Source organism: Ensifer sp. M14, from assembly GCF_003355565.1.
Classification (GTDB): Bacteria; Pseudomonadota; Alphaproteobacteria; order Rhizobiales; family Rhizobiaceae; genus Ensifer.
The window spans coordinates 1718100-1741384 of the sequence record NZ_QJNR01000004.1; the positions used below are offsets into that span (position 1 = coordinate 1718100).

At 62.3% G+C, this 23285-nt stretch carries 18 protein-coding genes; 14 read left to right on the forward strand and 4 right to left on the reverse strand.

All coding sequences use genetic code 11. From position 1 onward, the window contains the following. Nucleotides 1–46 precede the first annotated feature (46 nt). Both BLJAPNOD_RS08160 and BLJAPNOD_RS08165 read right to left on the reverse strand, forming a co-directional pair. Nucleotides 47–1600 (reverse strand): VOC family protein, encoded by a 1554-nt coding sequence (locus tag BLJAPNOD_RS08160; protein WP_115419459.1) that lies wholly within the window; start codon nucleotides 1598–1600, stop codon nucleotides 47–49. 95 nt (nucleotides 1601–1695) lie between these two features. After that, on the reverse strand, nucleotides 1696–2553 hold the full coding sequence (locus BLJAPNOD_RS08165; protein ID WP_115421192.1) for an SDR family NAD(P)-dependent oxidoreductase: 858 nt from the start codon (nucleotides 2551–2553) through the stop codon (nucleotides 1696–1698). Nucleotides 2554–2762: 209 nt separating this feature from the next. On the opposite strand from BLJAPNOD_RS08165, the gene BLJAPNOD_RS08170 reads away from it, so the two are divergent. Next, nucleotides 2763–3518, forward strand: coding sequence for a Crp/Fnr family transcriptional regulator (locus BLJAPNOD_RS08170; RefSeq protein ID WP_115419460.1), 756 nt, complete (start codon nucleotides 2763–2765; stop codon nucleotides 3516–3518). Between the two features lie 80 nt (nucleotides 3519–3598). Here BLJAPNOD_RS08170 and BLJAPNOD_RS08175 read toward each other — a convergent pair whose 3' ends face one another. Next, nucleotides 3599–4111, reverse strand: a complete 513-nt coding sequence (locus BLJAPNOD_RS08175; protein ID WP_115419461.1) for a DNA starvation/stationary phase protection protein — start codon at nucleotides 4109–4111, stop codon at nucleotides 3599–3601. A gap of 271 nt (nucleotides 4112–4382) precedes the next feature. Here BLJAPNOD_RS08175 and BLJAPNOD_RS08180 point away from each other — a divergent pair, with 271 nt between their 5' ends. The 4 genes from BLJAPNOD_RS08180 (at nucleotide 4383) to BLJAPNOD_RS08195 (ending at nucleotide 10248) form a co-directional block, all read left to right on the forward strand. After that, a complete protein-coding gene (locus BLJAPNOD_RS08180; protein WP_115419462.1) occupies nucleotides 4383–4769 on the forward strand; it encodes a response regulator in 387 nt (128 codons plus the stop codon). 201 nt (nucleotides 4770–4970) lie between these two features. Further along, nucleotides 4971–6074, forward strand: coding sequence for an efflux RND transporter periplasmic adaptor subunit (locus tag BLJAPNOD_RS08185; protein ID WP_115419463.1), 1104 nt, complete (start codon nucleotides 4971–4973; stop codon nucleotides 6072–6074). Continuing rightward, nucleotides 6071–7153, forward strand: a complete 1083-nt coding sequence (locus tag BLJAPNOD_RS08190) for an efflux RND transporter periplasmic adaptor subunit (RefSeq protein ID WP_115419464.1) — start codon at nucleotides 6071–6073, stop codon at nucleotides 7151–7153. The genes BLJAPNOD_RS08185 and BLJAPNOD_RS08190 overlap by 4 nt, the downstream gene beginning before the upstream one ends. Then, nucleotides 7150–10248: an efflux RND transporter permease subunit gene (locus BLJAPNOD_RS08195; RefSeq protein WP_115419465.1), complete on the forward strand. Its 3099-nt coding sequence runs from the start codon at nucleotides 7150–7152 to the stop codon at nucleotides 10246–10248. The genes BLJAPNOD_RS08190 and BLJAPNOD_RS08195 overlap by 4 nt, the downstream gene beginning before the upstream one ends. Nucleotides 10249–10273: 25 nt before the next feature. Here the strand turns inward: BLJAPNOD_RS08195 and cysQ are convergent, their stop codons facing one another. Further along, nucleotides 10274–11050, reverse strand: coding sequence for a 3'(2'),5'-bisphosphate nucleotidase CysQ (gene cysQ / locus BLJAPNOD_RS08200; RefSeq protein WP_115419466.1), 777 nt, complete (start codon nucleotides 11048–11050; stop codon nucleotides 10274–10276). A 228-nt stretch (nucleotides 11051–11278) separates the two neighbouring features. On the opposite strand from cysQ, the gene BLJAPNOD_RS08205 reads away from it, so the two are divergent. The 9 genes from BLJAPNOD_RS08205 (at nucleotide 11279) to BLJAPNOD_RS08245 (ending at nucleotide 23278) form a co-directional block, all read left to right on the forward strand. Next, entirely contained in the window at nucleotides 11279–12529 is a 1251-nt protein-coding gene (locus BLJAPNOD_RS08205) for a sarcosine oxidase subunit beta family protein (RefSeq protein ID WP_115421193.1), read from the forward strand. 81 nt (nucleotides 12530–12610) lie between these two features. Then, on the forward strand, nucleotides 12611–12889 hold the full coding sequence (locus BLJAPNOD_RS08210; RefSeq protein ID WP_115419467.1) for a sarcosine oxidase subunit delta: 279 nt from the start codon (nucleotides 12611–12613) through the stop codon (nucleotides 12887–12889). Next, nucleotides 12886–15843 (forward strand): sarcosine oxidase subunit alpha family protein, encoded by a 2958-nt coding sequence (locus tag BLJAPNOD_RS08215; RefSeq protein WP_115419468.1) that lies wholly within the window; start codon nucleotides 12886–12888, stop codon nucleotides 15841–15843. Before BLJAPNOD_RS08210 ends, BLJAPNOD_RS08215 begins: the two co-directional genes overlap by 4 nt. A gap of 10 nt (nucleotides 15844–15853) precedes the next feature. Beyond that, a complete protein-coding gene (locus BLJAPNOD_RS08220) occupies nucleotides 15854–16408 on the forward strand; it encodes a sarcosine oxidase subunit gamma family protein (RefSeq protein WP_115419469.1) in 555 nt (184 codons plus the stop codon). A gap of 244 nt (nucleotides 16409–16652) precedes the next feature. After that, entirely contained in the window at nucleotides 16653–19079 is a 2427-nt protein-coding gene (locus BLJAPNOD_RS08225; protein WP_115419470.1) for an FAD-dependent oxidoreductase, read from the forward strand. Nucleotides 19080–19370: 291 nt separating this feature from the next. Next, entirely contained in the window at nucleotides 19371–20273 is a 903-nt protein-coding gene (locus BLJAPNOD_RS08230; RefSeq protein WP_077503255.1) for a branched-chain amino acid ABC transporter permease, read from the forward strand. A gap of 4 nt (nucleotides 20274–20277) precedes the next feature. Then, on the forward strand, nucleotides 20278–21663 hold the full coding sequence (livM, locus tag BLJAPNOD_RS08235; protein ID WP_115419471.1) for a high-affinity branched-chain amino acid ABC transporter permease LivM: 1386 nt from the start codon (nucleotides 20278–20280) through the stop codon (nucleotides 21661–21663). After that, entirely contained in the window at nucleotides 21663–22556 is an 894-nt protein-coding gene (locus tag BLJAPNOD_RS08240) for an ABC transporter ATP-binding protein (RefSeq protein WP_077503257.1), read from the forward strand. Before livM ends, BLJAPNOD_RS08240 begins: the two co-directional genes overlap by 1 nt. Next, a complete protein-coding gene (locus tag BLJAPNOD_RS08245) occupies nucleotides 22553–23278 on the forward strand; it encodes an ABC transporter ATP-binding protein (protein WP_115419472.1) in 726 nt (241 codons plus the stop codon). Before BLJAPNOD_RS08240 ends, BLJAPNOD_RS08245 begins: the two co-directional genes overlap by 4 nt. The last annotated feature ends 7 nt before the right edge of the window (nucleotides 23279–23285 follow it).

Consider the following 23285-nt stretch of genomic DNA (forward strand, 5'->3'; position numbering starts at 1 on the left):
CGGCCGTGGCCCATAGCACCGGATTCCCCCGGCAGCCTGCGACCCCTTAGACGCCTTCTTCCTCCAACCACTGCTGGATGGCGGCGATGTCGGAGGCGCCGATCTCGTGGCCCATGTCGAGATCGATCGCCGTCAGGTTCGCGCCGGTCTTCTCCAGCTCGGCTCTCAGGCGCGGCGCGAACTGGCCGTAGCTGTCGGACTTGCCGGTCAAAAGCAGGATGTTCGTGCCTGCAAGGTCCGGTGTCGGCATGTCGTCGAGCACCATCATCGAGCGCATCAGTACCACGTTGCGGATCAAACCCGGATGCAGTGTCATCAGTGCGACCAGCAGGTTGGCGCCGTTGGAATAGCCGATGAACACTGCCTTTGAGAGATCGATGCCATAGCCGTCGCGCGCGCCTTCGAGAAAGGCGGCAAAGGCATCGGCTTCGGCGCGCGCGTCCTTCTGGTCGAAGGTGGTCGAGGAATAGCGCCGGAACCAGCGCGGCGAGCCTTCTTCTGTCGAGCGGCCGCGAACGCCGAGCAGCGTCGCGTCGCCATCCACCTGATGGCCGAGGTGGAGGAGCTGCGTCTCGTTTCCGCCGCTGCCATGAAGAAGCACGAAGGTGCGGTCGTCGGGCGTCTCTGGATGATAGAAACGGTGAACGAAAGGCAGATCGCGCTCCGTCAGGCGCGGCTCGCCCGGCAGCGCGAATTGCGGCAGGCTGACCAGCGTTTCTGCGGTGCGGTCGGCGAAATGGGCAGGGATGAACAGTTGCGTGCCGAGCGTCTCCCTGGGCTCATCGACCGTGAAGCCGGGCTTGTCGGTTGCAAACTCATAGAGCGAGCCGCCGGGTTCGCGGACATAAAGCGAATAGAAGTATTTTCGATCATGCGCGTTGACGGTGGCATCGTCGCGCTTGAGGTCGTCGCGGACCTTCAGCACCGTCTCCTTGTCGGGAGCGCGAAAGGCGATGTGGTCGATCGTGCCGGTGCCGGGTGCTGCAGTCCAGAAGCCGGTGGCATTGCGCACGTCGATGATGTCGCCCGATTGCGAGGTGAAGCGGCGGATGGTGTCGGTGGAGCCGGTTTCACTGTAACCGAAATGCTCGGCGAGAAAGCGGGCGGATTCGGCCGGTTGCTCCGTCAGGATCGTGGCGCCACGCAGGCGCCGGATGGCGTCGGCCTCCGGAATGTCGCGCGTGCTCCAAGGGGCTGCGGCGGACAGCGCTTGCGTTCCAACGAGCTTGACGATGACCCCGTCGGGGTCCTTCAGCCGCAGCACCGGTTCGCCGAATTCCTGGGCCGGACCGGCGATCTTGATGTTGTGCTGTAGCGCCCGCGTCAGCCAGAAACCGATGCTTTCAGGCGCGATGGCAAAGGCGATCTCGCTCGGCTGGCCGTGGCCGACACGACCGGGTGCGCCGTCTTCCCACATCAAGAATGTCACGAGCGAACCGGGCGATCCTTCGGCGTCGCCGTAGAAGAGATGGAGCTGGGTGGCATCCTCGTAGCCGCCAGTCCGCTTGACGAGGCGCAGGCCGAGGAAGCCGACGTAGAAATCGACATTGGCCTGCACCTTGCGGGCAATCAGCGTGATGTGGTGGATGCCGCTCGTCATGTTTCGTCTCCCGATATGATGCGCTCACAAACCACAGGCGGATCGCCGGCGCCAGAACCGCGGCTGAGAACGCTGTGTTCAACGTGGGCGGAAAGTCAGCTCCGATCCTTGGAGAGGAAGGCCTTGAAAGCGTCGGCATAGTCAGGATGCCAGCGCGACAGCGGCGGCCGGTTCTCGACGATGTCGCCGGCCGCCCACAGGATGCGCTTCTCGTCGGTAGACCTCGCGACGTCGTTGTCAGGGCAGAGAATGTAGAAGTCGCCGCTCTCAAGGCTTTCCATCATGAAGTCGACGGTCTCATCCGGTGTCCAGGCGCCCTCGGGCTTTTCCGTGCGGCCATTGGCGGTGAGCGACGTATAGACGAAGCCGGGAATAAGCAGATGGGCGTGAAGCTTGCCTCCGGCGATGTTGCGCAAGTCATGTTCGAGCGCCTCGGTGAACGCTTTCACGCCGGCCTTCGAAACATTGTAGGCGGGGTCGCCTGGAGGCGTGGTGATGCCCTGTTTCGAGCCGGTGTTGATGATCACGGCCGGTTGCCCATGTGCGGTCATGTGAGGCGCGAACACACGCGAACCATTGATGACGCCCCAGAGATTGACGGCGAGCACCGCCTCCCAGTTTGCCTGCGGGCCGAACATGGCGCTCCCCGGCTGAATTCCGGCATTGTTCATCAGCACATGCACGGGGCCGAAGCGCTCGCGGACGGCGTGCTGCAGCGCTTCGATATTCTCAAGATGGGAGACATCGGTGGGAATGGCGACAACGTATGTCGTGCCATGCGGCGAAAGCTCCGAGACCTCCGCCGCGGCTTGCGTCAGGCGCTCGCCCTCGAGATCGGCGAGCACGACGCGCATGCCGAGCCGCGCAAAGCGGCGGGCGCTGGCAAGGCCGATGCCGGACGCAGCACCAGTGACGACGGCAAGATGGTCGGGGGCAAAAGCGGGATGAGGCATGACGGAGGCTCCAGCAGTCAGAATCTGACGCAAGAGATAGGGCGCGAACTGACGGCTGTCCATTGCCGCAGGAAATGCCCGGAGTGATGAAGCGCCTGAAATCTATCCATTTTTACCAGTGCAAACCTTGCCGCCCCGGCCACGCACGCTAGTTCCGATCAGGAATTGGCAGCCGAACCGGCCTGCCGCAACATGTATCGGATGGATTGATGGCTGCAACGGAAGCGCGGAATGACAAGCGGACACCATGCGAAAGCTGTCCCTTGCGCAAACTGGAGCATTTCCGTGCATTTGAGCCGGAAGAACTCGCCTTTGTCTCGAAATTCAAGACCGGTGAGCTTGCCGTCGACGGCGGCGCGACGATCCTGGTGGAAGGCTCGCACAGCGCCCATCTCTTTACCGTCCTGTCCGGTTGGGGATTTCGCTACAAGATGCTCGACGACGGGCGCCGGCAGATCCTCAATTACATCATGCCCGGGGATCTCATCGGCCTGCAGGGCAGCCTCATGGGGGAAATGCAGCACTCGATCGAGGCGCTCTCCCCCGTCACGCTCTGCGTCTTTGAACGGGGCAAGCTCAATCGGCTCTACGCGAGCTATCCCGACCTCGCCTACGATCTGACCTGGATTGCGGCGCGCGAAGAGCGCATCCTCGATGAGAACCTCTTGAGCATCGGCCGCCGCTCGGCGCTGGAGCGTGCGGCCTATCTCATCGCCTTCCTTTATCAGCGCGCCAAGGCACTCGACCTGTTCAACGGAAGCCGCGTGGCAATCCCCATCACCCAGCAGCACGTAGCCGATACGCTCGGCCTGTCGATCGTCCATACCAACAAGACGCTGAAGAAGCTGGCCGAACGCGGCATGATCCGCTGGGCCGACAAGGGCTGCAATGTCCGTGATATCGACGGCCTGCTGGCGATTGCCGGCTGGGAAGGGTTCAGCGAGACCAAGCGGCCGCTGATCTGACGCTTCACCGTTCTTGATCAAGACGCAAGAAGCCCCGCCGGGCGGCGGGGCTTGACGCGACGTCACAGGGGTTGGAGCCGTCAGGCGGCGACGATCGCTCTCAGCATCCACAGTGCCTTTTCGTGGAACGTCAGGCGATCGGTCAGCATGTCCGTCGTCACAAGGTCGTCGTTCTCATCGGCTTTCACTCCGGCGTCGCGCATGCGCCGGACGGCGGCCTCGTGGTCGGCAATCAGGTCCGCGACCATATCGGCCGCCGTTGTGTGGTTGACCGAGGCGCTGGTCGGAGCGAATTGATTGGCCTCACCAAGCTTTGCCGGGGCGAGATGGCCAAGCGCGCGGATGCGCTCGGCGATGATGTCGGTGGCCTTGAACAGGGTGTTGTAGTGTTCCTCTGTCAATTCGTGCAGCGGCTTGAACAGTGGGCCAACGACGTTCCAGTGATAGATGTGGCTCTTGATGACGAGCTTGTAGGTGTCGGCGAGGATGTCGGAGAGAGCGGCCGCCATCTGTTGGCGATAAGCCTTCTTCAGCCCGATGTCGAATTCCTCGTCCTTGACCTTCGGTTTCAGCACGGAGGCTGCCTGTGCCATGATCTTTCTCCAATCCGTTTCGGAAAATCATATTGGTGTCGTGGTGCGGTCGCGCGGCTGCCATCCGCCCATGCGCCGCTTTCCATTGAACGCCCGGTCGCGCCGGTTGTTCCTTTGCGCGCACTCGAAGATGTGATGAAGGCTGCCGCTGCGATGAAGGGCAACATGTCTTTTTTAAATGCCCCAAAGTCTTATCGGGCCTATAGCTCGTAGCTTCATTGCGCAGGTCGTAAACGCCTTCGCAAACAGGCCTGCATGAAAGGTGGACCGAATGCCAACGATCGAGATTCCACCGTCGATCAGAACTGTGCTCGTTCTGGAAGATAATTTCATCATCGCGATGGATGCGGAGGAAATCCTGACATCCATCGGGATCTCCAACGTGCAGATCGCAACCAACGCCGAGCAGGCGATGCAGCTCATTTCCGCACAAACGTTCGATTTCATCATGCTCGATGTCAATCTCGAGAATGAGACGAGCTTTGCGGTTGCCGACGCGATCATAGCCCGTGGGCTGTGTTTCGGTTTTACCAGCGGATACGGCGATGCGGAGATCTTTCCGGCGCATCTGCGCGGCGTCCCCAGGATCGACAAACCGTTCAACGAGAGCTCGATCGGTAATCTGATCGCCACGGCCACCAGGCGCGAGGGCGTTTAACCGCCTCGCCGTGTGCTTCTTCACTGCGTGTGTCGATCAGCGCTGCCACCATCGGTCGCAGCGCTGTTTACAGACTGAGGACTTCCAGACACCGGCCAAGTATGCGACTTTGTTGGCATGCTCGCGACGAAGGCGAGGCGCATCTTGTCTGTTGGCGGGCACTCGAGAAGCCCCGATCAATGCTGGAGCCGGGTGGAGCGTATGGCGCAATTCACATGCAGCGTGCGGCACTGTGGTTGGGCAATCGTGCTCGCCTCGACGATTTTTCTGGCCTCGTGCGAGAAGCAGGAGGCGGAAGCCGCAAGGCCGGAAACAACTGTTCGGATCGTCGAAGCGGCGCTCACCGATTACCAGCAGACCGTCACCCTGACCGGTGAAGTCGTGGCGCATGTGCAGGCGAACCTTGCCTTTCGCGTCAGCGGCCAGGTGACGCAGTGGTTCGCCGACGTCGGCGGCCATGTCGATGAAGGCGAGCTTCTGGCGAAGATCGACCCGCGCGAACAGGAAGCTGATGTTCAAGCATCCGAAGCGGCGGTAAAGGCCGCAGAAGCGCAGCTGCGGCAGGCCACGGCGACTTTGGCACGGCAAAACACGCTGATGGCGCAAGGCTTTACCACGCGCCGTGATCTCGACCAGGCCGAGACTGCCGCGCGCACTGCTGCAAGCGCGCTCGATGCTGCCAACGCGGAACTGGAGAGTGCGCGAACTGCCCTTTCCTATACCGAGCTGCGCTCAAGTGCTGCCGGTATCGTCACGGTGCGGCATGCCGAGGTGGGGCAGGTGGTACAGGCGGCGCAAACCATGTTCTCCGTTGCCAAGGACGGCCCGCGGGACGCCATCTTCAATGTTCACGAGGGCCTGTTGTTCATGAGGCCGGCGAGCGAGGACGTGACGCTGGCGCTGGTCAGCGACCCCTCGATCACGGCGATCGCGCGCGTGAGCGAGATCTCCCCGACGATAGACGACAAGGCCGGCACGGTGCGGGTGAAGCTGGCGATGCAGGAGACGCCGGAGCGCATGACGCTCGGCTCGTCGGTGACGGGTGTCGCCCGTTTCGAGCCGGCCAAGGTCATCGCGCTGCCGTGGACGGCGCTGACTGCCGCCGACGGAAAGCCGGCGGTCTGGATCGTCGATCCCAGGGACAGCACGGTCAGCCTCAAGCCGATCGAGGTGAAGTCCTATGAAAGCGGCCGGGTGCTGGTCGCTTCCGGGCTTTCGGTCGGCGACAGGATCGTGGCGGAGGGCGGCAAATTCCTGCGCCCGGGCCTGGCGGTGCATGCGGTGGCAGAGGAGCAGGCGAAATGAGCTGGTCGAGATTCCCGCGGCCGATCGTGCCGATTGCCGCATTGCTGCTGCTCGCCGGGTGCCAGAAGGAAGAGGAGCAGGCGATCGAGGTCGTTCGCCCTGTTCTGTCTATGGTTGTCAGTGAGCGCGTTGACGCAGCCGCGAGCTTTGCCGGAAAAGTGCAGCCCAAGGTGCAGACGGAGCTTGGCTTCCGGGTAATCGGCCGGCTTGTCGCCCGTGATGTGACCGTCGGCGATGCGGTGGTTGCGGGCGCCGAACTTGCGGCCCTCGACCCCACCGCCTTCGAACTGGCGCTGCGGTCGGCAAAAGCCGATCTGGCAAGCGCAGAAGCGACGCTTTCCAACGCAACCGCTGCCGAAGAACGCCTGACCGCACTGCTGAAAACCGATACGGAAAGCCAGGCCACGGTCGATAGCGCCCAGCAAAGCCGCGAAGCGGCGCAGGCATCGCTCATACGGGCGACGGCGGGGTTGGCGAAGTCCGAAGAACAACTCTCATACACCAAGCTGAAATCCAATTTCGACGGCATCGTCACGGCGACCGGGGCCGAGGTCGGCCAGGTGGTGTCGGCCGGCGAGATGGTCGTGACCGTCGCCAGGCCCGGCGAGCGCGACGCGGTCGTCGACGTGCCCGACGGCATCGCGCTGTTTCCGATCGGCACGCCGTTCTCGGTCGCGCTGCAGATCAATCCGGATCTCAAGGTCAACGGCACGGTGCGCGAGATCGCGCCGGCCGCCGACCCGGTCACCCGGACCCGGCGCGTGAAGATCGCGCTCGACAATCCGCCCGTCGGGTTCAGGCTCGGAACGACGATCACAGCGACGCGCCAGGGCGCCGAGCATGAACTCATGCTCATTCCTTCGACTGCCGTGTTCGAACGCGACGGCAAGACCTTTGTCTGGATCGTCAATGAACCGGGCGGCGATGTCACGGCACGGGAAGTCGAAGTCGGCGCTAGTTCCGGCGGCCTGAGGCCGGTGACCGCGGGGCTCAAGCCGGGAGAGCGCATCGCCACGGCGGGCGCGCACAGCCTTGAGGAAGGCCAGAAGGTAAAGATTTCCGACGGAGCGCGTTCATGAAGAAGTTCAACCTTTCGGACTGGGCGCTCGATCACAGCTCGATGGTCTGGTACTTCATGATCGTCTTCGTCGTGCTCGGTATCACCTCCTATGTGGAGCTTGGCCGCGAGGAGGACCCGTCCTTCACCATCAAGACGATGACGATCTCGGCCGCCTGGCCGGGCGCGTCGGTCGAGGAAACCACGCTTCAGGTCACGGAGCGCATCGAGCGCAAGCTCGAGGAACTGGAATCGCTCGACTACACCAAGAGCATGACGACGCCGGGCCAGACGCTGGTCTTCGTCAACCTGAAGCCCGAGACGAAGGCGCGCAATGTGGCGGCGACCTGGGTCACGGTTCGCAACATGATCAACGACATTCGCGGGGATTTTCCTTCGGGTGTCATCGGTCCTGCCTTCAACGACCGCTTCGGCGACGTCTTCGGCAACATCTATGCCTTCACCGGCGACGGGCTGACCCCGCGCCAGCTGCGCGACTATGTCGAGGATGCGCGCCGCGATATCCTGACGGTGCCGAACATTGGCAAGGTCGATCTGATCGGCGCGCAGGACGAGGTGATCTACCTCGAGTTTTCGCCGCGCCAGCTCGCAGCCCTCGGCATCAACCAGCAGCAGGTCATCGAGACGCTGCAGGCCCAGAACGCGGTCTCTCCCTCGGGCGTCATCCAGACCGAAGGCGAGCGCGTCAGCATTCGTGTCGGCGGCCAGTTTTCATCGGAAGACAGCATCCGTTCGGTCAACCTGCAGGTCAATGACCGCTTCTTTCGTCTCAGCGACATAGCAACGATCAGCCGCGGCTATGTCGATCCGCCGTCAGCCCTCTTCCGTTTCGAGGGCAAGCCGGCAATCGGGCTGGCGATCGGCATGAAGCAGGGTTCCAATCTGCTCGATTTCGGCAAGGCGGTCGAGCGGAAGATCGAGCGCCTCGAGCAGAGGTTGCCGGTCGGCGTCGATGTTCACCTGGTGTCCGACCAGCCGCTCGTGGTCGAGGAGGCGGTCTCCGGCTTTACGCGGGCGCTGTTCGAAGCGGTGATCATCGTTCTTGCCGTCAGCTTCGTCAGTCTGGGCATGCGCGCCGGCCTGGTCGTGGCGCTTTCCATTCCGCTGACGCTGGCGATCACCTTCGTCTTCATGTCCTACTGGGGCATCTCGCTGCAGCGCGTTTCGCTCGGCGCGCTGATCATCGCGCTTGGCCTGCTCGTCGACGATGCGATGATTGCGGTGGAGATGATGGTGGCGCGGCTGGAGGTCGGCGATTCGCTGCGCAAGGCGGCGACCTACGTCTATACCTCGACGGCCTTTCCGATGCTGACGGGCACGCTCGTCACCGTTGCCGGTTTCATCCCGATCGGCCTCAACAACAGCGCGGCCGGCGAGTTCACCTTCACGCTGTTCGTCGTCATCGCCATTTCGCTGCTGGTCTCGTGGATCGTGGCGGTGATCTTCGCGCCGCTTCTGGGGGTCACGATCCTGCCGAAAACGATGAAGCAGCATGCCGGAGAAAAAGGCCGGGTCGGGCGGCTGTTTTCCAGGCTGCTCGATCTCTGCATGCACTGGCGCTGGACGACGATCATCGCCACGGTCGCCGTCTTCTGCCTTTCGGTCTTCGGCATGGGTTTCGTGCAGCAGCAGTTTTTTCCCTCATCCGACCGGCCCGAGATCATCGTCGACTGGTCGCTGCCGCAGAATTCCTCGATCGAGGAAACCAATGCGCAGATGGCGAAGTTCGAGAAGGAGAAGCTCACCGGCAATCCGGATGTGCTGCGCTGGTCGACTTATGTCGGCGAGGGGGCCGTGCGCTTCGTGCTGTCCTTCGACGTTCAGCCGCCGCATCCCTCCTTCGGGCAGATGATCATCGTCACCAAGGGGCTCGACGTGCGCGACAAGGTGCGCGCTGACCTGCAGGCCTATCTCAAGCAGACATTCCCCGGAACGGACGCCTATGTGAAGCTGCTCGACATCGGCCCGCCGGTCGGGCGACCGATCCAGTATCGCGTCAGTGGGCCCGATATCGAACAGGTGCGTAAACATGCGCTCGATCTCAGCTCCGTGCTCGGCCGCAATCCGCAATTGGGTGAGATCGTCTACGATTGGAACGAGCCGGCGCGCATGATCAAGGTCGACGTCTTGCAGGACAAGGCGCGCCAACTCGGCGTGACCTCGCAGGATATCGCGAATGCCCTCAACGGCATCGTCGGAGGGACGACCGTCACACAGGTGCGCGACGACATCTACCTGATCGATGTTATCGGCCGTGCGCGCGACTCCGAACGGCAATCGATCGAAACTTTACGCGATCTCCAGCTTCCCGGCGCCAACGGGAACTCGGTGCCCTTGGCGGCGGTTGCCAACTTCCGCTACGAGATGGAGCAGCCGGTCGTCTGGCGCCGTTCGCGCCTGCCGACGATCACGGTCAAGGCGGCAATCAACGGAACGGCACAACCCTCGACGGTTTCCGCACAGTTGGAAAAGGACGTGGCGGCCTTTGGCGCCGCGCTTCCGGACGGTTACAAAATCGAGATCGGCGGCACGATCGAGGAAAGCGCCAAGAGCCAGGCGCCGATTGTCGCCGTCGTGCCCCTGATGCTGTTTGTGATGGCGACGATCCTGATGATCCAGCTTCAGAGTTTCTCGCGGTTGTTCCTGGTCTTTGCCGTGGCGCCACTGGCGCTGATCGGCGTGGTCGCGGCGCTGCTGCCAAGTGGTGCGCCGCTCGGCTTCGTGGCGATCCTCGGTGTGCTGGCGCTGATCGGCATTCTCATTCGAAACTCGGTCATCCTCGTCGTGCAGATTGAGGATCTGCGCAAGGAAGGGGTGGCGGCCTGGGATGCGGTGCGCGAGGCGACCGAACATCGCATGCGGCCGATCATGCTGACGGCCGCAGCGGCAAGCCTCGGGCTGATCCCGATCGCGCGGGAAATCTTCTGGGGGCCGATGGCCTATGCGATGATGGGCGGCATCATCGTCGGGACGGTGCTGACGCTTCTGTTCCTGCCGGCGCTTTATCTCGCCTGGTTCCGGATCAAGCTGCCAACCAAGAGCGGCGCTAGCGACGGCGAAACGACGCCGAAGGACGGCGAAGCGGTGCCGGTCTAACAGTCTGCCGGCCGTTGTCGTCCTCTCAGGTCTTGCCGCGCGAGACGAACCAGGGATTGGCAAAATCGCTGTCGTTTGCCTGATTGCGTTTGCCGTACGTCAGCGGCGTGCCTTCCATCGTCAGCGTTTCGCCGCCCGCCGCCCGCAGGATCGCATCGCCGGCGGCCGTGTCCCACTCCATCGTGCGGCTGAAACGCGGATAGACGTCGGCAAGTCCTTCGGCCAGCAGACAGAATTTGAGCGACGAGCCGACGGCCTCGTAATCGGTGATCCCGTGTTCGGCGAGATAGGCGACGGTCTCGGCGCTGTTGTGCGAGCGGCTCGCCAACGCTACCAGCCGATCGCCGCGGCTGCGACAGCCGATCACGGTTTCCGGCTCGACCAGAAAAGCCTCGGAGACGACCGATTTCAATGCCTTGCCGGCGCTTGCAGCATAGAGGATGCCGAGCGCCGGCGCATAGACGACGCCGGCAACGGGCACACCGTTTTCGATGAGCGCGATGTTGACTGTGAAGTCGTTGTGGCGGCCGATGAACTCCTTGGTCCCGTCGAGCGGATCGACAAGGAAGAACGTTTTGCCCGAGATAGCGGGGATGGAGCCGGCGGCCACCGATTCCTCAGCCACGACGGGGATATCCGGAAAGGCGGCTGCGAGATCGGCCAGGATGATGCGCTCCGCACATTCGTCGGCATCCGTCACTGGCGAACAGTCGGGCTTGTAAAGCACTTCCGGGCCGGAGTGGTAGATGTCGAGAATGGCGCGCCCGGCGGCGATCGCGGATTTCTTGAGAATGTCGAGCATTGTTTGTCGTCTTTCAGGCCTTTGTCGCGCCATACCACACTCCACGGCGGAAGTTGCCCATAGTTTTCGACGGTTCGCGCGAAATGTCCTGTCTCAGGCGCGTGTGCGAAAGGTTTTCGGCGGTTGCGGCAAAAGGCCGACTTGATTTTTGCACCTGCGAGAAGCTTGCATCTTTGCTCCTCGCGCCGGCTGTGCAAATGTGCCGACGCAACTGAACTGGATGCCTTCATGCGTTATTCCGCATTCTCGATCGTCAGGAACGCCCTTTCCGGAAACCTGAACTGGAAACCGCAATGGCGACAGCCGCAGCCGAAATCCCATTATGACGTGATCATCGTCGGCGGTGGTGGCCATGGTCTTGCGACCGCCTATTACCTCGCCAAGGAATTCGGCGTGAAGAATGTCGCGGTGCTCGAGAAGGGTTATCTCGGGTCGGGCAATGTCGGTCGCAACACCACGATCGTGCGCTCCAACTACATGCTGCCCGGCAACGAGCCCTTCTACGAGTTTTCGATGAAGCTCTGGGAGGGGCTGGAGCAGGACCTGAACTACAACGTCATGCTCTCCCAGCGCGGCGTTATCATGCTCTACCACAGCGACGCCCAGCGCGACGCCTATGTCAGGCGCGGCAATGCGATGTGGATGGAAGGCGTGTCCGCCGAGCTGATCGAGCGCGAACAGCTGAAGAAGATGATCCCCTTCCTCAATTACGACCACGCGCGCTACCCGATCCTCGGCGGCCTTCTCCAGCGGCGCGCGGGCACGGCTCGCCATGATGCCGTCGCCTGGGGTTACGCCCGCGGTGCCGACCAGCACGGCGTCGACATCATCGAGCATTGCGAAGTCACCGGCATTCGTCGCGAAAACGGCGTCGTTACCGGCGTTGAAACCTCGAAGGGCTTCATCGGTTGCGGCAAGTTGGCGCTGGCGGCAGCCGGCAATTCTTCGCGCGTCGGCGAGATGGCGGATCTGAAGCTGCCGCTTGAAAGCCATGTGCTGCAGGCCTTCGTGACCGAGGGGCTGAAGCCGTGTATCGATCACGTCATCGTCTATGGCGGCGGGCATTTCTACATTTCGCAGTCGGACAAAGGCGGGCTGGTCTTCGGCGCCGAGATCGACGGCTACTCCTCCTATGCCCAGCGCGGCAACCTGGCGACGGCCGAGCATGTGATGGAGGAGGGGGTTTCGATGATCCCCGGCCTGTCGCGCGTGCGGGTGCTGCGCGCCTGGGGCGGCGTCATGGACATGAGCATGGACGGCTCGCCGATCATCGACCGCACCTCGATCGACAACCTCTACCTCAACTGCGGCTGGTGCTATGGCGGCTTCAAGGCGACGCCGGCGTCCGGCTACTGCTTCGCGCATCTGATCGCCAGGAACGACACCCATCCGGTGGCGCGGGCGCTCAGGCTCGACCGTTTCGCGCGCGGTTATGCTGTCGATGAGGCCGGTGCCGGCCCTCAGCCGAACCTTCACTAGAGCGGCGCGAACCGGATGACGACCATCCGGCTACCCAGGAATATGAGCGAGCCGCGTTGGGGCTCCAGGATACGGAAGACAATGGCAAGCCTGATCACCTGTCCTCATTGCGGGGTTCGCCCGAAGGAAGAGTTCACAATCCGTGGCGATGCCTCGCTCGTTCGGCCGGCACCTTCGACCTCGGATGAAGCCTGGCATGACTATGTCTATGTGCGCGCCAATCCGCGGGGTCGCACGGTCGAGCATTGGCACCATGTCGCCGGCTGTCGCCGCTTCCTGGTTGTCGAGCGCGATACGGTGACCCACGAGGTCTATTCGGTTGTCGATGGTGCTGCCGCGGCGCGGGAGGCCCAGCGATGAGCGCCTATCGCCTTTCCTCCGGCGGCCTCGTCGATCGCAGCAAGGTTTTGAGCTTCACCTTCGACGGCCGGCCGCTGCGCGGCCTTGCCGGCGATACGCTTGCCTCAGCACTTCTCGCCAACGACCAGTTGCTGGTCGGCCGCAGCTTCAAGTACCACCGTCCGCGCGGCATCGTCAGCGCCGGGCCGTCGGAGCCGAACGCATTGGTGACGCTCGGTTCGGGCGCCCGCAGCGATCCGAACACAAAGGCGACGGTTGCCGAGCTTTATGCTGGTCTGACGGCGAAGAGCCAGAACCGCTGGCCCTCGCTCGGCTTCGATGTCGGCGCGGTCAACGGCCTGCTTTCGCCGTTTCTCGGTGCCGGTTTCTACTACAAGACCTTCATGTGGCCGCGCCAGCTCTGGGAAAAGCTTTATGAGCCGGTGATCCGGCGGGCAGCCGGTCTCGGGCGGGCCGTGCTCGAACGCGACCCCGAGAGCTACGAAAAGACCTGGGCCTTTTGCGATCTGCTGGTCGTCGGCGGCGGCCCGGCAGGGTTGATGGCTGCTCTGACGGCCGGCCGGGCCGGTCTTCGCGTCATCCTTGCCGACGAAGATTTTCGTCTTGGCGGATCGCTGTTGTCGGAAACGGAAACGATCGGCGATTCCCCGGCGCCGGCCTTTGCCGAGCGGGTCGTGGCCGAATTGCTGTCTCTCGACAACGTCACGCTTCTGTCGCGAACCACTGTCTTCGGCTGGTACGACGATAATGTCTTCGGTGCCGTCGAGCGGGTGCAGAAACATGTGGCCGAACCCTCGGCCAAGCTGCCCACCGAACGCGTCTGGCGCATTGCGGCCAAACGCGCCTTGCTGGCGACCGGCGCCGAAGAGCGGCCGCTGGTGTTCGGAGGCAATGACCGTCCCGGCGTCATGATGGCCGGCGCCGTTTCGACCTACGCTGAGCGCTATGGCGTTTCCGCCGGCAAATCGGTGGCGATCTTCACCAGCGGCAGCAGCGGCTATCGCACAGCGCGTGGCCTGGCGGCAAAAGGGGTGACAGTCTCGGCGGTCGTCGACAGCCGTGCGGAGGCGAGCGACGCGGCGCCCGATGGCGTGCGAGTGATCCGTTCCGGTGCGATCGTCGATACCAAGGGCCGGCAGCGGTTATCCGGCATTGTCGTCGAGCGCTCCGGTTTCGAGGAACTGATTGCCTGCGATGCGCTCGGCATGTCCGGTGGCTGGAGCCCGGTCATTCATCTCGCTTGCCAGCGCGGTGCCCGGCCGGTGTGGTCGGAGGATTTGAAGGCATTCGCAGCACCGGATGTCGGCAACGGCCTTCGTGTCGTCGGATCGGCCAATGGGGTCTATACGCTTGGCGGCTGCCTGCGCGACGGTGTCGAGAAGGCGACGGCGATTGCCGCCGAACTGGGCTTCAATGCCGCCGCAGCACAGTTGCCGGTGACTGAGCCCGAGACTGACCCTTCGTTTGCAGCCCTCTGGTATGTGCAGGGCGCCAAGTCGAAGGCCTTTGTCGATTTCCAGAACGATGTGCACGCCAAGGATCTCGGTCTCGCGTTGCGCGAGGGTTTTGGCCATGTGGAACACGCCAAGCGCTACACCACCAGCGGCATGGCGACCGACCAGGGCAAGCTTTCCAACATCAATGCGGTCGGCATTCTCGCTGGCATGCGCGGCGTGAGCCCGGCCGAGGTCGGCACGACGACGTTCCGGCCTTTCTATACGCCGGTGTCCTTCGGCGCTCTGGCGGGCATGTCCCGCGACGGCCATGCGACACCGACCCGCAAGTCGCCCTTGCATGAATGGGCAAAGAAGCACGGCGCGACCTTCGTCGATTCCGGTCTCTGGTTTCGCTCGGCCTGGTTCCCGCGCGCCGGCGAAAAGACCTGGCGGGAAAGCGTCGACCGGGAAGTTCTCAACGTTCGCGCCAATGTCGGACTTTGCGATGTGTCGACGCTCGGCAAGATCGAGGTTTTCGGGGCGGATGCGGCCGAGTTTCTCAACCGGCTCTATTGCAACGCCCTGCTGAAGTTGCCGGTCGGCAAGGCCCGCTACGGACTTATGCTGCGCGAGGACGGCTTCGTCTTCGACGACGGCACCGTGAGCCGGCTGGCGGAAGACCATTTCTTCGTGACGACGACCACCGCCATGGCCGGCGCTGTCATGTCCCATATGGACTATTGCGCACAGGTGCTGTGGCCCGATCTCAAGGTCCGGTTCTGCTCGGTCAGCGATCAATGGGCGCAGATGGCGATTGCCGGACCGAAAGCGCGCGACGTGCTGCAGCAACTGATCGACGAGGATATCTCGGAAGCAGTTTTCCCGTTCTTGGCGGCGCGTTCGATGGTGCTTCGCGGCGGCATCCATGCCCGGCTGTTCCGCATCTCGTTTTCCGGCGAACTCGCCTTCGAGCTGGTTGTTCCCGCCGGTTATGGCGAGGCGGTGGCCGAGCAGATCATGGAGGCGGGGCGGGCGCATGGGATCTGCGCCTACGGCGTCGAGGCACTGAACGTGCTCAGGCTCGAAAAAGGGCTTCTGACCCATGCGGAATTCGACGGCCGGGTGACGCCCGACGATGCCGGGCTTGGGCGCATGTTTTCGGCACAAAAGCCCGATTTCATCGGCAAACACCTGTCGGCACGCTATGGCCTGACGGCGGCAGACCGCATGCAGCTTGTCGGTCTGAAGCCGGTGGACAAGGACAAGGACATGCGTGCCGGCGCTCATCTTCTGAAAGAGGGCATGAAGCCGTCGACGCTCAACGATCAGGGTTGGATCAGCTCCACCGGCTACTCGCCGGTGCTGGGGCAGCACATCGCGCTCGCCTTCCTGAAATCCGGGCGCGAGCGCTACGGCGAAAAGATCGTCGTCTGGGACAAGCTGCGCGATCACGAGGTCGTCGCCGAGGTCTGCGACCCGGTGTTCGTCGATCCCGAAAACAAGAAGCTGAAAGCCTGAGGAGGCGCTGATGGTCCGCGATTACAACAACCGCCATGCTCTCGACCAGAAGCTGCGCGGCACACCGAAGCCGGCGCATGTGGATCACCTCGAAGTCGGCCATTGGCAGGCGATTGCCACGGTGCTTGCCCATGCAGGGCTTGATGCGGCGGTGCAGCGGGCGCTTTCGTCGACGCCCGACCTGTCGTTGCGCTATTGCGGACCAGGTGAATGGCTGGTGGTGTCGCAGGTCGACACGCCTGTTGGCCTCATGCGCCGTCTCGACATGCTGTGTGGCACGCAGGCGCATGTGATCGACCAGAGCGATGGCCGCGTTCTTCTGCGCCTTTCCGGGCCGTCGGCGCGGCAGATCCTTGCCAAGGGCATCGGCGTTGATCTTCACCCTGCAGCCTTCGCACTCGGTGGCAGCACCAACGTGCTTTGCGGCCATATCGCCATCAACCTCTCACGCACCGGCGAGGATATCTTCGAGCTGATCGTTTCGCGCAGCTTTGCCGAATCGCTGTTCGAGGACGTGATGACAATGGGGCGTCCGTTCGATCTTTCGGCTGCTTTTTCCGAATGAAATCAAATGCGGCATCGAATGCCGCATTTGGGTCGCCGATCCGCCAGCGGATGGCGGAAACGGACAAGCGTTCTTCGCAGCCACGTCTTTATCGCAGCCGTCTTTCTGACTAGGCTTTTACCTGTTCGCCACGTGCCGTTCCCGTGCGGGAACGGACCTCAGCGGACGGCAGTCGTGCCTGATCCTTTTCCCCTGTAAATCGAGCCGCGCTTCGCCCGGATGCGCGGGAAAGCGGAGTGCGCGCATGAAAAGCCATGCCAGAGTCGTCGTGATCGGTGGCGGTGTTGTCGGTTGCTCGGTCCTCTACCACCTGACGAAGTTCGGCTGGACCGACGTAGTGCTCCTGGAGCGATCCGAGCTGACCTCCGGTTCGACCTGGCATGCGGCCGGCGGCATGCACACGATCAACGGCGACCCCAACGTCGCCAAGCTGCAGAAATACACGGTCGAGCTCTACAAGGAGATCGAGGACTATTCCGGCCAGGACATCGGCCTGCACATGACCTCGGGCATGATGCTGGCCGCGACCAGGGAGCGTTTCGACTGGATGAAGTCGATCCTCGCCAAGGGCCGTTACATGGGGCTCGAAGCCGAGCTGCTCACGCCGAAGGAAGCGCACGACCTGATGCCGCTGCTCGATCCCGATCAGTTCGTCGGCGCGGTGTTCGACCCGGTCGAGGGCCATCTCGATCCCTATGGCACCACCCATGCCTATGCCAAGTCGGCCAAGAAGAATGGCGCCGAGATCTATCTGCACACCAAGGTCGAGGATCTGGTGCAGCGCGAGGACGGTTCCTGGCGGGTCATCACCAATCAGGGCGAAATTATTGCCGAGCATGTGGTCAATGCGGCAGGCCTCTGGGCGCGCGAGGTCGGCCGCATGGTTGGGCTGGAACTGCCGGTGCTGGCGATGGAGCACATGTACCTCATCACCGAGGACATGCCTGAGGTCATCGAATTCAATCAGACGCGTGGCAAGGAGCTGATGCACTGCGTCGATTTTGACGGCGAGATCTACTTGCGCCAGGAGCGTAACGGCATGCTGATGGGCACCTATGAGAAGGCCTGCCGCCCCTGGTCGCCGGTGACGGCACCCTGGGATTTTGGCCATGAGCTGCTGGCCGAAGATATCGACCGCATTTCACCGGAGCTTGAAGTCGGTTTCCGACACTTCCCGGCCTTCAACAAGGCCGGGATCAAGAAGGTCATCAATGGCCCCTTCACCTTCTCGCCGGATGGAAACCCGCTGGTCGGGCCGGTCAGGGGCTTGCGCAACTTCTGGTCGGCCTGCGCCGTCATGGCCGGATTCAGCCAGGGTGGCGGCGTCGGCCTGGCGCTCGCCAACTGGATGATCGAGGGCGACCCGGGCTTCGACGTCTTTGCCATGGACGTGGCACGCTATGGCGACTTCGCCACGCTTGCCTATACCAACGCCAAGGTTCGCGAGAATTACTCGCGGCGTTTCTCGATCCGCTATCCCAATGAGGAGCTACCGGCGGGTCGGCCACTGTTGACGACGCCGATCTACGACCGGCTGAAGGCGGCCGGTGCCGTGTTCGGCGCCTCCTATGGCCTGGAAACACCGCTGTGGTTTGCACCTCCAGGTGTCGAGGATCACTTCTCCTGGCGCCGCTCGACCGATTTCGACACGGTCGGCGATGAAGCCCGCGCCGTGCGCACCGGCGTCGGGCTGATGGAAACCTCCGGCTTTGCCAAATACGAGATCAAGGGGGCGGGCGCCGAAGGCTGGCTCGACCGGATGCTTGCCTGCCGTATCCCGGTGACCGGCCGGATGTCGCTGGCGCCGATGCTGAAGGACGACGGCAAGCTGATCGGCGACTTCACGCTTGCCAAGCTGGGAGAGCAGGATTTCCTCCTCATCGGCTCCGGCATCGCTGAGGATTACCACATGCGCTGGTTCGAGAAGCACCTGCCGCAGGACGGATCGGTCTCGATCCGCCCATTGAAGCTGGAGTTGGTCGGTCTATCGATCGCCGGGCCGAAGGCGAGGGACGTGCTGGCGGCACTGACCCATCTCGATGTCGGTGATTCGGCCTTTGCCTTCATGGACATTCGTCGCATGGATCTCGGCATGGCGCCGACGATCGTCGGGCGGGTCAGCTACACCGGCGATCTCGGCTACGAGATCTGGATGAAGCCGGAATATCAGCGCTATCTGTTCGATCTGATCCTGGAGAAGGGCGCAGGGTTTGGCATCAGGCTGTTTGGCCTTCGCGCCCTGAACGCGCTCAGGGTCGAAAAGTCGTTCGGCAGTTGGTCGCGCGAATTTCGGCCGCTCTACGGTCCGCTGGAGGCCGGCCTCGGTCGGTTCGTGGCGCTCGGCAAGCCAGCGGAATTCATCGGAAAGGCGGCGGCAATCGCCGAGAAGGCCGAAGGCGGGCAGCTTCGTTTGCGCACCTTCCTGATCGAGACACGCGATGCCGATGTCATCGGCGACGAACCGATCTATTTCGGCGGTGCCGTGCGCGGCTGGGTGACCTCGGGCGGTTATGCCCATGCCACCGGAGTATCGGTGGCGCTCGGTTATGTGCCCAAGGAGATCGCCGACGAGGAGGGGGACTGGGCGATTGAACTGCTCGGCGAGATCCTGCCGGCGCGGCTGCAACCCTACCCATTGTTCGACGCAAACGGTCAACGCATGCGTGCCTGAGGCGCTCGGATCGGCAAGCTGGTCTTGTTGCTTGCCGATTCATCCACAGCCGGGATTGCACGCGATTTTAGACTAAAGTTGACTATTCCGCAGGCGAGGCGTGCATTTTTTTTGTTTTTTATGACTTCAAAAGCGTCAAATCGATTTTATCGGCGAAGATTTTGCCGGTCCCACGTTTTTTAGCTTTTCTTTTCGTTTGAAAGAGGTATGGAATCGATCAAACAGAACGCTCAACAATGAGCTCGAAAAACAAGAGACCGGACCTTATGGATCTGGTCCAGGGGAAGATTGATGGAGTATTTCGTCCAGCAGCTCGTCAACGGGCTGACTCTTGGGTCTATTTATGGTATGATCGCAATTGGTTATACCATGGTCTACGGCATCATTGGCATGATCAACTTCGCCCACGGCGATATCTTCATGCTCGGCGGTTTTGCCGCCTTGATTGTCTTTCTGCTTCTCACAACATTCATCGCAGGCGTCCCGGTTGTACTTGCCCTGCTGCTGATGATGGTCGTCGCCATGCTGACCGCAGGTCTCTGGAACTGGACGATCGAGAAGGTGGCCTATCGGCCGCTGCGCGGCTCGTTCCGCCTGGCGCCGCTGATCACCGCGATCGGCATGTCGATTGCGCTCTCGAACTTCATCCAGGTGACGCAGGGTCCACGCAACAAGCCGATCCCGCCGCTCGTCTCCTCGGTTTACGAGGTCATGGGCATCACGATTTCGCTGAAGCAGATCATCATCATCATCATCACGGCGGTCCTGCTTTCGATCTTCTGGTATATCGTCAACAAGACGCCGCTCGGTCGCGCCCAACGCGCAACCGAACAGGACCGCAAGATGGCTGCACTCCTGGGTGTGGATGTCGACCGCACCATCTCGGTGACCTTCATCATGGGCGCGGCGCTCGCCGCTGTCGCCGGCACCATGTACCTGATGTATTATGGTGTGGTCGTCTTTACCGACGGATTTGTTCCGGGGGTCAAGGCCTTTACTGCAGCTGTTCTTGGCGGCATCGGCTCCTTGCCGGGCGCTGTTCTCGGCGGGTTGCTGATCGGCCTCATCGAGTCCCTCTGGTCCGCTTATTTCACCATCGACTACAAGGATGTTGCGACGTTCTCCATTCTCGCAATCGTCCTGATCTTCAAGCCGTCTGGCATACTCGGACGACCGGAAGTCGAGAAGGTATAATTCAATGGCAAACATTGCTTCTACATCTGCAAGCGCCGGCAGTGACCTGACGGCGCGGGCCCTGCGCGAGGCTGTCTTCGCGGGCCTGATCTCACTCGGCCTCTTCGTGTTGTTCGTCGGTCTGAAGTCCGACCAGAACATTCGCAACGAGCTGGTGCTGAACCAGCGCTGGGGTCTGCTTTCGATCTTCGTGATCGTGGCTGCCGTCGGCCGGTTCCTGATGGTCGCCTACGTCCAGCCGGCCATGGCGCGCCGCAAGGCGGCCAAGGCTGAGGCCGAGGACGTCGTCAAGGAAGAGACATTCTTCAAGCGCAACTTCTCGAAGATCGCAATTGTCGCGCTCGTCCTCTATCCACCGGTGATCCTCGCGCTTGTCGGCGTGCAGGGTTCGTTGAAATGGGTCGATAACTTCGGCGTCCAGATCCTGATCTACGTCATGCTCGCCTGGGGCCTGAACATCGTCGTCGGTCTCGCAGGCCTGCTCGACCTTGGCTATGTCGCCTTCTACGCGGTCGGCGCCTATTCCTACGCGCTTCTGTCGACCTACTTCGGCCTGTCCTTCTGGATCCTGTTGCCGGTCGCCGGCATCCTTGCCGCCTTCTGGGGCATGATCCTCGGCTTCCCTGTCTTGAGATTGAGGGGTGACTATCTCGCGATCGTCACGCTCGCCTTCGGAGAAATCATCCGTTTGGTTCTCATAAACTGGACCGAGGTGACCAAGGGGACGTTCGGCGTCTCCGGTATCGCCAAGGCAACGCTGTTCGGCATCAAGTTCGACGCATCCAAGGATGGTTTTGCCGCGATGATGGGGCTTTCCATGTCGTCGGCCTACTACAAGATCTTCCTGTTCTATCTGATCCTGGCGCTCGCTCTTCTGACCGCCTATGTCACCATCCGCCTTCGCCGCATGCCGATCGGCCGCGCCTGGGAAGCGCTGCGCGAGGACGAGATCGCCTGCCGCTCGCTCGGCATCAACACGGTCACGACCAAGCTGACGGCTTTTGCTACGGGCGCCATGTTTGGCGGTTTCGCCGGTGCGTTCTTCGCCGTGCGCCAGGGCTTCGTCTCGCCGGAATCCTTCGTCTTCCTCGAATCGGCCGTCATTCTGGCGATCGTTGTTCTTGGCGGCATGGGTTCGTTGACCGGTATCGCGATTGCCGCTGCGGTGATGATCGGCGGCACGGAAATCCTGCGCGAGCTTTCCTTCCTCAAGGCGATCTTCGGGCCGGACTTCACGCCGGAACTCTACCGCATGCTGATTTTCGGTCTGGCGATGGTGGTCGTCATGGTCTGGAAACCGCGTGGCTTTGTCGGCTCGCGTGAACCGACAGCGTTCCTGCGCGAACGCAAGGCGATCTCCGGCAGCTTCACCAAGGAAGGGCATGGCTGATGGCCCTCGAGACAACGACAACGACAATGAAAAAAGACCCCATTCTCTCGGTTGAGCACCTGTCGATGCGCTTCGGCGGTCTCATGGCCATCAACGACTTCTCCTTCGAAGCCTATCGCGGTGACATCACCGCGCTGATCGGCCCGAACGGAGCCGGCAAGACCACGGTGTTCAACTGCATCACCGGCTTCTACAAGCCGACGATGGGCATGATCACCATGAAGCAGAAGTCCGGTAAGGAATATCTGCTGGAACGCCTGCCGGATTTCGAGATCACCAAGCAGGCCAAGGTCGCGCGTACGTTCCAGAACATCCGGATGTTCTCCGGTCTGACGGTGCTCGAAAACCTGCTGGTCGCGCAGCACAACAAGCTGATGCAGGCATCCGGCTACACATTCCTCGGGCTGCTCGGCTTTCCCGCCTACAAGCAGGCCTCGAAGGAATCGATCGAGCTTGCCCGCCATTGGCTGGAAAAGGCGTCGCTGGTCGATCGCGCCGACGACCCGGCCGGCGATCTGCCCTACGGCGCCCAGCGGCGGCTCGAAATCGCCCGTGCCATGTGCACCGGGCCAGAACTCCTGTGCCTCGACGAACCGGCTGCCGGCCTCAACCCGCGTGAATCGCTGGCGCTCAACGAGCTACTGCGCAGCATTCGCGGCGAAACCGGCACGTCGATCCTGCTGATCGAGCACGATATGTCGGTGGTCATGGAGATTTCCGACCACGTGGTCGTTTTGGAATACGGCCAGAAGATTTCCGACGGCAACCCGGATTTCGTGAAGAACGATCCAAGGGTCATTGCGGCCTATCTGGGTGTCGAGGATGAAGAGGTTGAAGAGGTGATCGAAGAAATCGAGGAAATCGAAGGCGGACAGGGAGGCTCCAAGAAATGAGTGCGCCTCTCCTGCAAGTAAAGGCCGTCGAGACCTACTACGGCAACATCCGGGCGCTGAGCGGCGTCGATGTCGAAGTGCATCGCGGTGAAATCGTCTGCCTGATCGGCGCCAACGGCGCCGGCAAGTCGACGCTGATGATGACGATCTGCGGCAGCCCGCAGGCGCGCACCGGTGCGGTCATGTTCGAAGGCGAGGAAATCACCCGTATGCCGACGCACGAGATCGCGCGTCTTCGCATCGCGCAGTCTCCGGAAGGTCGCCGCATCTTCCCGCGCATGACCGTGTTTGAAAACCTGCAGATGGGCGCAAGCCTCGACAACCTCAAATACTTCAACGAGGATGTCGAGAAGGTGTTCACGCTGTTTCCGCGGCTGAAGGAGCGTCAGGCCCAGCGTGGTGGCACGCTGTCGGGCGGCGAGCAGCAGATGCTGTCGATCGCCCGCGCGCTGATGGCCCGTCCGAAGCTCCTGCTGCTGGACGAACCCTCGCTCGGCCTGGCGCCGCTCATCGTCAAGGGCATCTTCGAAGCCATCAAGAAGCTGAACAAGGAAGAGGGGCTCACCGTGTTCCTCGTCGAGCAGAATGCGTTCGGCGCCTTGAAGCTTTCCGACCGCGGTTACGTGATGGTCAACGGCCGCGTGACGATGAGCGGCTCGGGCAAGGAACTGCTCGCCAATCCGGAAGTCCGCGCGGCCTATCTCGAAGGCGGCCGCCATTGATGCGCCG

Coding starts and splice junctions, on each gene's coding strand:
- BLJAPNOD_RS08160 (WP_115419459.1), bottom strand. CDS start 1,600: ATGACGAGCGGCATCCACCACATCACGCTGATTGCCCGCAAGGTGCAG.
- BLJAPNOD_RS08165 (WP_115421192.1), bottom strand. CDS start 2,553: ATGCCTCATCCCGCTTTTGCCCCCGACCATCTTGCCGTCGTCACTGGT.
- BLJAPNOD_RS08170 (WP_115419460.1), top strand. CDS start 2,763: ATGGCTGCAACGGAAGCGCGGAATGACAAGCGGACACCATGCGAAAGC.
- BLJAPNOD_RS08175 (WP_115419461.1), bottom strand. CDS start 4,111: ATGGCACAGGCAGCCTCCGTGCTGAAACCGAAGGTCAAGGACGAGGAA.
- BLJAPNOD_RS08180 (WP_115419462.1), top strand. CDS start 4,383: ATGCCAACGATCGAGATTCCACCGTCGATCAGAACTGTGCTCGTTCTG.
- BLJAPNOD_RS08185 (WP_115419463.1), top strand. CDS start 4,971: ATGGCGCAATTCACATGCAGCGTGCGGCACTGTGGTTGGGCAATCGTG.
- BLJAPNOD_RS08190 (WP_115419464.1), top strand. CDS start 6,071: ATGAGCTGGTCGAGATTCCCGCGGCCGATCGTGCCGATTGCCGCATTG.
- BLJAPNOD_RS08195 (WP_115419465.1), top strand. CDS start 7,150: ATGAAGAAGTTCAACCTTTCGGACTGGGCGCTCGATCACAGCTCGATG.
- cysQ (WP_115419466.1), bottom strand. CDS start 11,050: ATGCTCGACATTCTCAAGAAATCCGCGATCGCCGCCGGGCGCGCCATT.
- BLJAPNOD_RS08205 (WP_115421193.1), top strand. CDS start 11,279: ATGCGTTATTCCGCATTCTCGATCGTCAGGAACGCCCTTTCCGGAAAC.
- BLJAPNOD_RS08210 (WP_115419467.1), top strand. CDS start 12,611: ATGGCAAGCCTGATCACCTGTCCTCATTGCGGGGTTCGCCCGAAGGAA.
- BLJAPNOD_RS08215 (WP_115419468.1), top strand. CDS start 12,886: ATGAGCGCCTATCGCCTTTCCTCCGGCGGCCTCGTCGATCGCAGCAAG.
- BLJAPNOD_RS08220 (WP_115419469.1), top strand. CDS start 15,854: ATGGTCCGCGATTACAACAACCGCCATGCTCTCGACCAGAAGCTGCGC.
- BLJAPNOD_RS08225 (WP_115419470.1), top strand. CDS start 16,653: ATGAAAAGCCATGCCAGAGTCGTCGTGATCGGTGGCGGTGTTGTCGGT.
- BLJAPNOD_RS08230 (WP_077503255.1), top strand. CDS start 19,371: ATGGAGTATTTCGTCCAGCAGCTCGTCAACGGGCTGACTCTTGGGTCT.
- livM (WP_115419471.1), top strand. CDS start 20,278: ATGGCAAACATTGCTTCTACATCTGCAAGCGCCGGCAGTGACCTGACG.
- BLJAPNOD_RS08240 (WP_077503257.1), top strand. CDS start 21,663: ATGGCCCTCGAGACAACGACAACGACAATGAAAAAAGACCCCATTCTC.
- BLJAPNOD_RS08245 (WP_115419472.1), top strand. CDS start 22,553: ATGAGTGCGCCTCTCCTGCAAGTAAAGGCCGTCGAGACCTACTACGGC.